This window comes from Vibrio sp. QJM3NY_21, assembly GCF_057785975.1.
In genome coordinates, this window is the sequence record NZ_CM173513.1 from 1,674,591 (window position 1) to 1,688,573 (window position 13,983).

Annotated in this window: 10 protein-coding genes; 8 read left to right on the forward strand and 2 right to left on the reverse strand. The window is 43.7% G+C overall.

Annotated features, from left to right (window positions below; translation table 11 throughout):
* Positions 1–260 precede the first annotated feature (260 nt).
* Positions 261–1,556 carry a sensor domain-containing diguanylate cyclase gene (locus AC3CID_RS07560; RefSeq protein WP_488527214.1) on the reverse strand — a complete coding sequence of 432 codons (1,296 nt, stop codon included), beginning with the start codon at positions 1,554–1,556 and terminating at the stop codon, positions 261–263.
* A 274-nt stretch (positions 1,557–1,830) separates the two neighbouring features.
* Between AC3CID_RS07560 and AC3CID_RS07565 the strand changes: the two genes are divergently transcribed.
* Positions 1,831–2,355, forward strand: a complete 525-nt coding sequence (locus AC3CID_RS07565; protein ID WP_428786989.1) for a GNAT family N-acetyltransferase — start codon at positions 1,831–1,833, stop codon at positions 2,353–2,355.
* Positions 2,356–2,537: 182 nt separating this feature from the next.
* Here AC3CID_RS07565 and AC3CID_RS07570 read toward each other — a convergent pair whose 3' ends face one another.
* Positions 2,538–4,256, reverse strand: a complete 1,719-nt coding sequence (locus tag AC3CID_RS07570; protein ID WP_488527215.1) for a S8 family peptidase — start codon at positions 4,254–4,256, stop codon at positions 2,538–2,540.
* Between the two features lie 502 nt (positions 4,257–4,758).
* On the opposite strand from AC3CID_RS07570, the gene AC3CID_RS07575 reads away from it, so the two are divergent.
* The 7 genes from AC3CID_RS07575 to AC3CID_RS07605 all read left to right on the forward strand — a co-directional run bounded on the left by AC3CID_RS07575 (position 4,759) and on the right by AC3CID_RS07605 (position 13,891).
* Positions 4,759–5,355 (forward strand): LysE/ArgO family amino acid transporter, encoded by a 597-nt coding sequence (locus tag AC3CID_RS07575; RefSeq protein ID WP_114633473.1) that lies wholly within the window; start codon positions 4,759–4,761, stop codon positions 5,353–5,355.
* 188 nt (positions 5,356–5,543) lie between these two features.
* On the forward strand, positions 5,544–6,200 hold the full coding sequence (locus AC3CID_RS07580; protein ID WP_114633474.1) for a glutathione S-transferase family protein: 657 nt from the start codon (positions 5,544–5,546) through the stop codon (positions 6,198–6,200).
* A gap of 508 nt (positions 6,201–6,708) precedes the next feature.
* A complete protein-coding gene (locus AC3CID_RS07585) occupies positions 6,709–7,281 on the forward strand; it encodes a porin family protein (RefSeq protein ID WP_065205291.1) in 573 nt (190 codons plus the stop codon).
* 213 nt (positions 7,282–7,494) lie between these two features.
* The gene (gene sbcD / locus AC3CID_RS07590; protein ID WP_428784123.1) at positions 7,495–8,748 is read left to right on the forward strand and encodes an exonuclease subunit SbcD; all 1,254 of its coding nucleotides are present in this window, start codon (positions 7,495–7,497) and stop codon (positions 8,746–8,748) included.
* A gap of 5 nt (positions 8,749–8,753) precedes the next feature.
* Positions 8,754–12,470 carry an SbcC/MukB-like Walker B domain-containing protein gene (locus tag AC3CID_RS07595; RefSeq protein ID WP_488527216.1) on the forward strand — a complete coding sequence of 1,239 codons (3,717 nt, stop codon included), beginning with the start codon at positions 8,754–8,756 and terminating at the stop codon, positions 12,468–12,470.
* A gap of 299 nt (positions 12,471–12,769) precedes the next feature.
* On the forward strand, positions 12,770–12,913 hold the full coding sequence (locus AC3CID_RS07600; protein WP_171316249.1) for a DUF2256 domain-containing protein: 144 nt from the start codon (positions 12,770–12,772) through the stop codon (positions 12,911–12,913).
* Positions 12,914–13,006: 93 nt separating this feature from the next.
* Positions 13,007–13,891, forward strand: a complete 885-nt coding sequence (locus AC3CID_RS07605) for a PA4780 family RIO1-like protein kinase (protein WP_029221996.1) — start codon at positions 13,007–13,009, stop codon at positions 13,889–13,891.
* Positions 13,892–13,983 lie beyond the last annotated feature (92 nt).

A 13,983-nucleotide genomic window follows, 5' to 3' on the forward strand; every position in this document is an offset into this window, starting at 1 on the left:
GACATAAGTGCCTACAGCGTTAGCTGATATAATGAGGGTGGCGCATCATATACCGAAATGTCGAAATCGCAATCAAATATTCGATCAAGTTATGTGCTTTAATTCTCGGTGGCTGTACCTTAATTATGTGCGGCTGTGCTCAATTTGTATGGTTAGCCGACTCATTTAGCGTTAGCTTAAAAAGGCGTTGGATTATGAAAGAGAGCTGGTGGGTTATGCAGGATAGCCAGTGGATTATGAAGGAGAGCAGGGAACTGCGATCAAGCTAGTGCTTCATAGCAAACCACATCATCGTTGATCGATACTTGATTTTTACCATTCGCTTTCGCACGATATAGTGCATCATCGGTAACACGAATAAGTATATCAATGGTGTTGGCAGAGTGGCACAAGCACTGGTTGGTAACGCCAATACTCACGCTCGTTGTAAAAGCGCGGCGATTAATACCAAAGAAGGTATGTTGATTGAAGGTGTGGCAGATTCGTTCGCTGATGATTTTGGTATGGGCCGATTTCGCTTTTGGAATGAACACAATAAACTCCTCGCCACCCCAACGTCCAACTACACCACCTAACAACTCAATGTGAGTTTTAATGGTGTCTGCTAAGTGCCTAATCACCGTGTCACCCACTGTATGCCCAAATCGATCGTTAACCGATTTGAAGTCATCAATATCAATCAACAGACATGACATCTCCATATGCTGATTAACCGGCTTCTTGAGCCAATCGTAAATAGCACGGCGATTGAACACATGCGTTAAGTCATCATGCATCGCTCGATGCAGCAACTCCCTTTCTAGTAATACTTTATCGGTGACTTCTTCAAGGATCACTTGTATCGCGTCTTCACCTTCCCAGTTAATCACGTTGTCATAGAGGTTGAAGTATTTGTGGGTGCCATCAAAGCATTGGTTAGACACCACGGAACTAAAGTTGGGTGTATTGCCATTGAGAATGTTCTCGCAGCGTCTGATGGCCGTTGAACGCTGATCTTCAGGTACGATGGGTAGGATAGAGTCCATCGCAAGCACTTGCTCTATTGAGTCCGCACCTTGTTGTTCTACCCATGCTTGGTTGACCATTAAAGGTTTGAAGTTTCTATGGATCAGGATCCCTTGTTTCGATGTATTAAGTAGCGTGCGATACATGCGATCCGTTTCGTTACGTTTGCGCTGAGCTTCGACTACGGATGTGATGTCGATGATAGTGACTTGGAGGGCGGGTTTACTATTGAGTTCAATAATGTGTGATAGGCAAAAGATAGAGATGTTGCGGCCATTGGCTGGAATATCGGTGTACAATTTTCCTTTTTTTAGTTTTCCTTTTATGGCCTCTAAGTAACGTTTCTTGGCTAACTCTTGGTAACTGTCAGGAACTAACGCATAAACAAATTCAACGTTCAATAACAGCGCTTCACGGGTTCGGTAACCAAAGATCTGAGCGATTTCGTTGTCGACATCAATAATTCGGTGATTTTGCAGTGTCATGCGCCCTTGCGCGGAATCGAAGTTCTGGCAGGGTGTCGTGGTGGTTAAATCTAATTGAATGCTCATATCGACCTGGCTACTTATTCGTTAAATTGAAACAGGTGTTGTTCCTCGCCGTAGTGAACACACAGGCATTGTGGAACACTTTTATGAAGAGACTAGATAAGAAAAACATGCTATCTAGGTAAGGTCAGTATGGCATTTATAATTTCCTGATTAATCGGTAATTTTACTGATTCAAACGGAGTTTTTGAAAAGAAAACAGTCAGGAAAGCAGGCCAGTAATTAAAGCCAAATCACTCAAGCTAGATAAGCGAACTAAACAAGGAGAGTTGAGGTAATGAAACCAGAAATAAAAGCACAGGATTCAATGGGAAACGGAACAGCATTGGAAAGCAGCACATCAATAGAAATTAAGCTTGATGACTTGTCGGGTGGGGAAGTCGTTGAATTGCTTGAAGAGCACCTTGCTGACATGTATGCCACGTCACCGGCTGAAAGCGTTCATGCATTGGATCTGGATGGGCTCAAGTCGCCAGAAATTACCTTTTTCAGCGCTTGGAAAGACAGCCAATTGCTTGGGTGTGTTGCCATTAAAGAGCTAAATCCCCAACATGCTGAACTGAAATCGATGAGAACCTCACAGTTTGCTCGAAAGTCAGGTGTTGCAAGCCAACTGTTACAGCATGTAATAGACACAGCAACCGTTCGCCAGTATCGACAAATCAGTTTAGAGACAGGCTCAGAAGATTACTTTAAGCCAGCGCGTAACCTGTATGAAAAGTTTGGCTTTGGATACTGCGAACCCTTTGCTGACTATGTGTTGGACCCGCACAGCCAGTTCATGAGTATTGAGTTGCGTTAGATGTGGTCGAAATTGTAGATCGAAGTAAAAGAAAGATTCCCTATCACGTTCGTTCCTCACTGTAGGGAATGACGGGCGGGGTGTATCTCGATGACTTGTACTTCTATTTTGCTGTTGTGAAAACAAAAAGGTTGCTCTGAGCAACCTTTTTTCTTTATGAATCAATAGATAAACTGAAAGCGTTAGCGTGTTTCTAGTTCTGCAAATATCGCTTCTGCATCCACAACGCTGCCTGAGATAGAAAGGGTACTGAAAGGAACCAAATCTTCTGGGTTTGATGGCTTTTTAACAAGCAGCTCTGGGTAGATTTTTGATTCACCCATTAACATCGCCTTTAGCTCTTTTACCGATAAATCAGGATAGCGCGACCACACCAACGCAGCGACACCGGAAACAACAGGTGCAGCCATACTTGTGCCACTTTTCGAACCGTAGGTGTTTCCCGGAGTGGTTGATAAAATGCGGTACCCAGGTGCAAACACATCAACCGATTTCTGACCGAAATTACTGAAGTTTGCGACCAAGGTTTCGTCTGCGTATTTCGCTGATGCGCCCACATCTAACCACGTTGAAATAGGCTTCGAGCGGTAGTGCTTAGCGTAGCGGTTTGGAAAGCTTGGTTTGATGTCGTTATCGTTGCGGCTGTTACCCGCAGAGTGAACGATCAATACGCCTTTACGAGCGGCATAGCGGAACGCGTGGTCAACGATGTATTTACGTGGCGAGTAGCTTTTACCAAAGCTCATGTTAATGATCTTCGCGCCATTATCGACGGCGTAACGCACTGCATTGGCAATGTCCTTATCTCGCTCATCGCCATTTGGCACCATGCGTACCGCCATGATTTGGGCATGATCCGCGACACCTTCAATACCAATAAAATTGCCGCGCTCCGCAGCGATGATTCCAGCAACGTGTGTACCGTGCGAACCGACAGGGCCTTTTACATCGTTGTTGCCGTAGCCTTTTTCCCAAGGGTTAGAAATGTCATCCCATACAATATCGCCACGCGTATCAAGATCTAAGTTAAGGTGGAAATCTAGAGAGTCTTGATAACGGCTACGACGTGATTCTAGATATTCAAAGGAGTACCATGAATCAAATACGCTCAAAAGCCCTTCAGCTGCTGTAACGACGCTAGCATTCTCACTATCTAACAGTGTTTTAAGACCGTTAGTAGAAAAGTCTTTTTGATCGACGAATTTAAGAATCTCTTCTTTGTACTCATTAGCTTGATTAGTTGCTGATGTTACGCGATTCAACGCATCTTGGTCATCTTTTAGAGACGACAAATAATCAGATTCAACACCTTGATAGTACTTGCGTTTCTTTCGAGGAATCCAATGTCCATTTTCTTTTAACTCGAGGTACTTTTTGTATTCTCTGGTGACCTCTAATGTATCTTGATCAACGTTAATACCTAACGAGTTACCCAGAAAGTTCCAGCCGTGGACATCATCGATGTAACCATTACCATCATCGTCAATCCCGTTGTCTGGGATCTCGTCTTCATTGGTCCAAAGTTTGTTTTTGAGGTCTTCGTGTTCAACGTCGACACCCGAATCAAGAACGGCAACGATGACAGGTTGTGGTTGAAGAGGGGGCATCAAGTAGTCGTATACCACATCAGAACCCACGCCCTGAAGTCTTGTGTAGCTCGCCGATAAGTTAAACCAATCGCCGCGTTGTTCATCGGCGTTACTCATCATTCTCATAGAGAAGAACGAAGGTTGAATGGTTTCTCGTGAGTAATCCTCAACAATCGTGCCTTTTACATCTTGAATAAAAGGTGAGTTGATGGGTTGTGGCTCTGGGCTACTTTTGTTCAGAGTCGTAGCTGATACGTGGGTCGAAGCCATAATAGCTAGGGCTATAGTGGTAAGTCTTTGTCCGTGATTCATCTGTGGTGCATCCTTATCATTGTGCGACTAAATAGTTGTGCGACTAACGCTGACTTCTTCGAAACGAAGTGTACAACGCGCAATAAGTCAGTTAAGTGAGAGGAAAATGCCCGCTCAAAACGCAGTTAAAAGGTAATATGCAATCAGACTTGTATCATTCGCTTGGTCAATGAAATGGTAGGAAGATCTCACTGTGATCGATTTTTAATTCTCAAACTTTGAGCTAAATTCTATTAATAAAATCAACATTTATAAAATAGAGCTTGGAATTAAAGATGTTTAAAATCAAGTGATTGGATTGTTAATTATTGTATCGGAGGGTAGGGTAACTCGTTCCGAGTAGAGTCGAAGTATGCGTCTGCTCCTCGTCTTTTGGTTACTCTAATGGCCAAAAATACACGAAACGTGTCATTGATAAACAACAGAGTCACTTGTTAACAATCTGATTAATTGGCAGTATTGTGTCAATTATTACCGTCACTACTTTTACAGATCTTTTTCCATGACGACTTATTTTGCTGGTTTCTCTCTGGGGCTTTCGCTGATTCTTGCGATTGGCTCTCAAAATGCGTTTGTTTTAAAGCAAGGGCTTAAGAACCAACACGTATTGGCAATTTGCGCTGTATGTGCGATTTCTGATGCCTTACTCATTAGCTTTGGTGTGACGGGCTTTGGCGCAATCGTTAAGCAGTTCCCACAAATTGAGCAGTTCGCCCGTTATGGTGGGGCTATCTTTTTGGGTGTCTATTCATTCTTAAGCTTCCGTTCAGCATTTACTGAAAACCACGCCTTAGAAGCCACTGCTGAAACCAAAGACTCGCTAACTAAAGCGATTGCGATGTGTTTGGCATTCACTTGGCTTAATCCGCATGTGTATTTGGATACTGTGGTATTGCTGGGTTCTATCTCAACCCAATATCAACCTAACCAAATGTTGTTTGGCGCTGGTGCAGTATCGGCGTCGTTTGTGTTCTTCTTTTCACTTGGATATGGAGCACGCTTTTTGGCTCCAATGTTTAAGAACCCGAGATCGTGGAAGGTATTGGAGTTTGTCGTTGGCGTGATCATGGCATCTATTGCAATATCTTTGATCGTCTAGTTACTCGTAATTAGGCATTCAAATATATTATCTAAAGTTCCCACTTAAAGTGACGACTTAAAATGACTGTCTTTAGTTGCCTTTGTATTTAATTATTTCCACAAAAATGGAATTATTTTTCGTCTTTCGGTTTTGGCGTTCGTCTTAGGGGTACAAATACAAATTAATGACCTAATTCGGAGTCAACCATGATTAAACTTGTTAGCTTTAAAAACTGCCCATTCGTTCAACGTGTAATGGGTGCTTTAGTAATGAAAAATGTCCCATTTGAAATTGAATACATTGAGCTAAACAATAAGCCTCAATGGTTCCTAAATATTTCGCCAAACGGACAAGTGCCGGTATTGATTACAGAAAATGACACGGTTCTGTTTGAGTCTGATGCAATTGTTGAATACCTAGACGATAAATATGCGCCGATAGAAGAGGTGTCTGCAGAGCAAAAAGCACTAGATCGCGCTTGGTCTTATCAGGCAAGCAAACATTACATGCCGCAATGTGGAACGATGGGCAGTAAAGATAAAGAAACCTTTGAGACACGTTTAGCGAATCTTCAAAAATCCTTCCAAAAGGCCGAGAACAAGCTGGGTGACAGCGACTTCTTCAAAGGCGATGACATCTCTAACGTCGACATCGCTTGGCTACCACTATTACACCGAGCGTCAGTGATTAAAGAAGGCTCCGGTTTTGATATGCTTGAAGGCTTCCCGAAAGTACAGAAGTGGCAAGCGGCGCTGATTGAATCTGGCTTGACCGATAAAACCGTTCCTGCGGACTTTATTGAGAAGTTCAGCGGCTTCTACTTAACGAATAACTATTTGGCTAGTCTCGTTGACGCTCGTTAATAATATGAATTAAATTGTAATATATTTTAATAGCAGGTCGTTCTAAATAAATGTCCTCCAAAAATAAAACTCATTCTTCTCTTTATATCTTTTATTGGGAAAAGAGAGAAACAGGATGAGTTTTTATATTTAGGCGTGAAGATTCAGGTTGTTTTTGAGAACGAGTGACAATTTGGCTAGTACGGTAACGACATGATTATAATGAACTTAATGTTGATGATGCTCAGGTTTACTATCAGGTTTATACGTATTTTAGTACTCGTCACTTCTCAGGAAATACATCTGTCTCATAAGTAAGACTGAATTAAATATCTATGATTGTTCGTTTGATGACCTAAAAATCTTGTGGTACTTTCTCATTCGCTCCGTAAATGAACAGTGTTTTATTATTCATTAGGGGCTGCTTATTTAATTTATTTTAAACAGTAACGCAACAGGTGAAATAGTGTTGGAAGCTATTGGCGGTTGATCAACGTTACTGTAGGACAGACAAAAAAAGGGTATTTTCATGCTTAAATCATCATTTCTATTGGGCCTAGTTGGCTTAGTTTCACTTCCTACATTTGCTGCTGGTATTGAGGGTGGTCCATACATTGGCGCCGGCCTTGGTGTGTATCAAGACTCAGACACTGACGGCGCAGGTAATTTAGATGCTGAAAGCATGGGATATAGCCTTTACGGTGGTTACCAATTTAACCGCATTGTAGGTATCGAACTTGGTTACACGGATTATGCTGACTATGAATCATTTGGAACGAAGGTGTTTTCGCCAACATCGCTTTCTGTTGCAGCAAACCTTGGCTACACCTTCGATAACTCAATTCGTCCATTTGTACTAGCGGGCTTGAGCTACGTAGATTTGAACTCAAACAACGCTAGCTCTTTTGATGATGATTCTGGTGCCGGCTTTCATTTCGGTATTGGTGTTGAATACACGCCAGTAGAAAACCTAACATTACGTTTGATCTCACAAGCAGACGCAGTAAACATCGAATTCTTCGATAGAACAACGGGTAATCGATTGGAAAGCCGTGATGTAGCCTTTAGCACAGTAACTCTGGGTGCTTCATACAATTTCTAATGGCTTCTGTTAAATAGCTTAAAGCTAAAGCTATGGACACCCAAAACCGCTCTAACGTTGAGCGGTTTTTTTATGTCAAAAATAACGATTGCTCACGCTGTGGGCGGAGTTGGTCCAAAGCCTGAAATTAGTTGGTTTTCACAAGCTTATAAAAGGGAATTATCTCGACTATTTTGGTAGATTAAAGGTATTACAGACTTCCAGTGAGCAGCAATGAAGATTCTTCACACGTCCGATTGGCACCTTGGCCAAAACTTCTACAATAAAAGCCGTAAGAATGAACATGAACGGTTTTTACAATGGTTACTTGAGCAAGTTACAGAGCACGACATCGACGCGATCATTGTTGCTGGCGATATTTTTGATACCAGCACACCGCCGAGTTACGCTCGTGAGATGTATAACAAGTTCGTGGTCGACTCGAACAAGATCGGCTGTCAATTGGTGTTGTTAGGTGGAAATCACGATTCGGTGTCTGTGCTTAAAGAGACACAACAGCTGCTCAAATACATGGGTACAGACGTGATTCCTAATACTAACGAAGATCATGCGACTCAGGTTGTCGAACTCAAAGGCAAGAACGGCGATGTAGAAGCGCTGGTTTGTGCTATTCCTTTTATTCGCCCTCGCGATGTGTTGACCAGTCAGGCAGGTGTCACCGGCGTTGAGCGTCAGAAGCAACTCGGAGATGCAATCAAACAGCACTACCAAAGTGTTTATGATGCCGCTGTAGAAAAACGTGCGACGTTTGAAAACAGCGAACACATGCCGATTATCGCTACGGGTCATTTAACGGCGATGGGGGTTCAACAATCGGATTCGGTACGCGACATCTATGTCGGTAACCTTGATGGTTTTGCCGCTGATGGCTTCCCAGACGCAGATTATATTGCACTTGGTCATATCCACCGCCCACAAGTGGTGGCAAAGCGTGAATACATTCGTTACTGCGGCTCACCAATACCATTAAGCTTTGATGAACTTAAATCTCAAAAGCAGGTATGTGTGGTTGAGTTTGTTGAGGGCGTGCGCACCATTTCTCAATTGCCAGTTCCAACGTTCCAACCCTTAGCTGAAATCAAAGGCGACTTGAGTGAAATCGAATCTCAACTGAATCAATATGTAGGCTTAGATAGCGAACAAAGCGTTTGGTTATCGATAGAAGTGCAAGCGCAAGATTACTTGTCGGATCTTCAAGAACGTATGCGCGCACTAACAGAAGGTTTGAATGTGGAAGTGCTTCAATTGCGCAGAGCAAGAGAACGTCGCAATCAAGCATTAGAGCAAGAGTCAGCAGAAACACTATCAGAATTGAGCCCGATGGACGTTTTTAGCAAGCGTATTGCCTTAGAAGAATTTGAAACCGATTCTGAAAAAGCACGTTTAGAGCGAATGACGGTGAAGTTTAAACAAGTGATGGTTGAAGTGTCTGAAAGCGCTCAAACACCAAACAAAGTAGAAGAGTAACCAGCATGAAGATTTTAAGCCTAGAATTTGAAAACCTGAACTCTTTGAAAGGGCGTTGGAAGCTCGATTTTACCCAATCACCGTTTGCAGAAAATGGTCTGTTCGCGATTACTGGCCCGACAGGGGCAGGTAAAACCACTATTCTTGATGCGATTTGTTTGGCACTGTTCCACCGCACGCCACGTTTGAAAAGTATCGCTAAAGGCAACAATGAATTAATGACACGTGGTACAGGTGAGTGTTTCGCTGAGCTGGAATTTGAAGTGCAGGGCAAAACGTACCGCTCTAACTTCCATCAAAAGCGAGCGCGTGGAAAGCACGATGGCGCATTACAAACGCCAACGTGTGAATTTGCCGATGCTGACACCGACAAAGTCTTAGAAACCATGCTGACCAAGAAGACCAAGTTGGTCGAGCAAGTAACAGGTCTCGACTTCTCTCGTTTCACCAAATCCATCATGTTGTCTCAAGGTGAGTTTGCGGCGTTCTTAAATGCCAATGCGAACGACCGCGCAGAGCTACTTGAAGAGCTGACGGGAACAGAAGTTTATAGCCTGATTTCAGAGCGTATCTACGATCATTTTAAGTCGAGTGAAGAGTCGCTTAATCACCTTAAAGCGAAAGCCGAAGGGGTGAGTTTACTGTCTGAAGAGCAAATCCAAGCGCTAACCGCAGAGCGTGAAACGCTAGAAGTCGACCAGAAGCGTTTAGCCGAGCAACTAAAAGAGTGGCAAGCCCATTTAAGCTGGTGGAAAGACGTGACTAAAGCTGAGCAAACTATTGCGACCAGTGAGCACGACCTTAAAAGCACTCAAGATGAACTAGACCGTAACCAACCTTCACTAGAGCGTTTGGCAAACAGTGAGCCGGCTGAAAAGCTGCGCCCAATGCACAAAGATTTAAAGCGTTGCGAACAAGAGGTAAACACCACTCAAGCTAACCTAGATAACAGCACCAAGTTACTTGAAGCTCGTGATGCAGAAAAGAAAGACGCGCAAACTCAACTGACTCAAAGCAGTGACGCTGTTCAGAAGATAAAAACCGAACAACAAGATCAAGAGAAGATCATTGAACAGGTTCGTCCTCTAGATAACCAAATTGCCGTACTCAAAGATAAGCAAACTGCGGCCGTTAATGCAGCGAATACGCTAAACGAGCAACACACGCAGCAGCGTAATCAACAGGTCGATTTAGTTCAAAAAACTGATGCACTGAAGCAACAATATCAACTCAGCACTGAGTACCTAAATACGCATCAAGCTGACCAACATCTAGAAAAATACTTAGGTCAGTGGCAAGCCAAAGTAGAGCAAGTTCGTACCCTTGAGCGTCAGCATTCAGAACAACTAAATTCAGCGAAGCAAGCTTTGTCTGCGGTTGATGCACAGCAAACGATCATCAAATCTGCGCAAGAAGCTAAAGCCACGCAAGATAAAACTTTAGCTGAATTGGTTGTGCTAGAGAGTAGTGCAAAGCAACAGTGGGAAGCCTTGCAAGGCAACACCAGCGAACAAGTATTGAATGCGCAAAAAGATCTGTTGGAGTATTGGAATCGCAATACGCACTCATTACTTGAGATCAATCGTGGTTTCCTAAATGCCCAACAACAGCTGCACGTTAAAACACAAACACATCAAACTAACACTCAGTTGGTCGACAAGCTTTCGAAAGAGCGTGAAGTGTTGGTGGAGCGATATAAAGAGAAAGAGACTTCGCTTGAGCGATTAACGCGTTTGATTGATCAAGAAGGCGAGTTGGCGAAATACCGTGCAGCTCTAGAATCTGGATCTGAGTGCCCGCTGTGTGGTTCAACAGACCATTCGATTGAGCAGTCGCAAGATATTGCAAATCTGGTCTCGCAAAAAGATCGGGAAAACCTAGAGTTAGCGGCCATCAAAAAAGAAGGCCAAGAGCATCGTCAGCAGTTAGATTCTCTTGCCCCTATGATTGCAGCACTTAACGATGACATTCAACGTGCGCAAGCGGATATTCAGCAGGCTCAAATGAATTGGCAAGGTGTAATTGGTAAGCTTCAACAAAGCTTATCGGATTTCGCTGGCACGGCTCCAGAACTAGCACTGCTAACGGTAAACGATTTAGGCAATGACGCTACAGTCGCGACCTTTGCTCAGCAGTGTGAACTTCAACTAAGTCAGAGCTCGCAGCAACTCAAAGCATTGGCTGATGCTAAAGCGCATTATGCGGAAGCTGAGAAACAACGCCTGTCTGTAAGTGTTATGGCTGACAAAGCGCAATCTAACCTTGAACTGGCCGAGCAACGCTTAGCGGATCTGAATAAGCAAAACCACATTACAAACGAACAAGTAGCTAAGATAGCTCAAGCGAAAGATCAGCAATGGCATTCGTTGAAAGAGAGCATTGTTCAAACCGCTATCGAAGCACCTGAACTTGAACATATCGATGATTGGTTTACTGCGAAATCACAAGCATCAAGCACATGGCAGCAAACCAAACAGCAACAGGCCGATATTGAGAAGCAACTGATTACTCAAAATGCCGAATTGAAAACCTTAGATGACAAGCTAAGTAGCGCAGAGAAAGAGCTCGCGACACTGACGCAACAGAGTGAGTCTTTAGTGTTAGAGCTGACTCGTATTAGTGCTGAAAGGGCAGAGTTGTTTGGTGACAAAGACATTCAAGCCACCAGCAATGGGATGAAGCAAAAAGTCACTGAAGCGGTAAATACGTTTGATGCAGCGCAGTTAGTGCTTAACCGCTGCGAACTGGAACATCGAACTGAGCAAACTAAACACATTAGCTTCTCTGAAGAGTTGGCCAGCAAGCAGTCAAGTTACACACAAGCGTCGAATGCTTGGTTAGAAGCGCTTAAAACGAGCCCATTCGAAGGTGAGGCTGATTTTGAAGCAGCATTGTTGGATGAAGAGGTTAGAACTCAACTTCAAAGCCTGAAGAAGTCTTTAGACGAAGCGATTGTCAGTGCACAAGCTAGGTTGAACACCGCCAAAACGACGCAAGTGGAGCTACAAAACCACGAAAATGCTAAAGCATGGCAAGAGCAAAACCAGCAGCAAGTTGAAGACGCGACAACTGAGTGTCAAAACGCACAACAAAGCCATGCGACAAAGATCGGCGCGATTTCTGCCAATCTTGAAACGGATAGCCAGAACCGCAGTAATCAGCAAGATCTGTTTAAGCAAATAGACGAGCATCAGATCGAGTTTGATGATATCTCACGTCTGAATTCACTTATTGGTTCTAAGAACGGCGACAAGTTCCGTAAGTTTGCTCAAGGTTTAACACTGGAAAACTTGGTGTACTTGGCGAACAAGCAGCTACAGCGTTTGCATGGTCGTTACGAGCTAAAACGTAAAGCCGATGATGGCTTAGAACTGCAAGTGCTTGATACATGGCAGGGCGATGTGATGCGTGACACCAAAACCTTATCCGGTGGCGAAAGCTTCTTAGTGAGCTTGGCGTTGGCATTAGCGCTTTCTGATCTTGTGAGTTACAAAACCAGTATTGATTCATTGTTCTTGGATGAAGGCTTCGGCACGTTGGATAGCGACACATTGGACATTGCTTTAAACGCGCTCGATAACTTGAATGCATCTGGCAAGATGATTGGCGTCATCAGTCACGTTGAAGCATTGAAAGAGCGAGTGCCTGTTCAGCTTAAAGTAACAAAACACTCCGGCTTAGGTGTGAGTGAGATGGAGAAGCAGTACAAGGTTGTTGCTTAGCTTCTAGCCATATTCATTAGCGCAGAAATAGAGGTAGAGCTAGACCAAGCAGATCCCCGACTCAGTCGTTCCTCCTTCTCGAGGATGACGGAGTCGGGAGTTGTCATCAATCATGTCTCGTACTCCCTAACACATGGAACGAACATAATAATTATCGTCATTCCCTAAAGCGAGGGACGAGCGTAATAGGGAATCTAGCTTTGTTGGTTTTACGTTCGTCATTCCCTAAAGTGAGGAACGAACGTAATAGGGAATTTCTACTAGACGCAGAAAGTGGACTCATCGAAAAGGAAACTGACATGCACAAGAAGCCCCATTTACCAACTAAGACATGTCCTATTTGCCAAAAGTCTTTCTCATGGCGTAAAAAGTGGCAGCGCTGTTGGGATGACGTGATCTACTGTTCAGAACGTTGTCGTCGTCATAAGCCAACTTTGGCGTAATTTCTGTTCGTTTTTAGAACACGTTAATAGTTTCGTCATTCATTTCTTAAGTTAATATTTCTATCTGTAAGACAACTAATGTATAAAGGCGGCATGAAGATACCTAAAAGAATACAGCCCTTAGTTGACGATGGTTTAGTCGACGAGGTGACAAGCCAATTAATGAGTGGCAAAGAAGCATCAGTGTACATAGTGCGCTGCGGCGATACGATCCGTTGTGCCAAGGTATATAAGGAAATAAGCCAGCGCAGCTTTAAAAAAGCAACGGCGTATCGTGAAGGACGAAAAGTCCGAAACAGCCGCCGTGCCAGAGCGATGGAAAAAGGCTCAGGATTTGGACGTGAGCAACAAGAGAAAGTGTGGCAAAGCGCTGAAGTGGATGCCTTGTATAAATTGGCAGAAGCGGGTGTTCGTGTGCCTGTGCCTTATGGCTGTTTTGATGGCGTGCTGCTTATGGAGCTAGTCACTGATGATGACGGTTATGTTGCTCCAAGATTGAACGATGTTGTGATGCCGCCAGAACAAGCGATTGAAGATCATGCAGTGATGATGACTTACGTGGTTAAAATGCTTTGCGTTGGTTTGATCCATGGTGACTTGTCTGAGTTCAACGTATTGGTTGATGAATACGGCCCTGTGATTATCGATCTACCACAAGCGGTCGACGCTTCGGCTAATAACAACGCCGAGTGGATGTTGGCTCGTGACATCAATAACATCCGTGATTATTACGCTCAGTTTGCCCCTGAATTGGCGAAAACCGAGTATGCCAAGGAAATGTGGGCTTTATACGAGAAAGGCGACTTAAAGCCAGACAGCAAGCTGACGGGCGAGTTTACAGAAACTGACGATTTGGCAGACATCGAAGCCATTATGCAAGAGATAGACGCTGCGCGAATTGAAGAACAACACCGACGCGAGCGTGTTAAAGAAGAAAAAGAAGGTGTGGACGACAGCAAGTTCAATTGGGCTGAGTAGTCGTAATGACCCGTTTTGAGCTTTAGTTAAGCATCAGCCATATATCCCTAAATAATTGATGCATTCGTTCTAAAAATAACCCAACAGAGTAA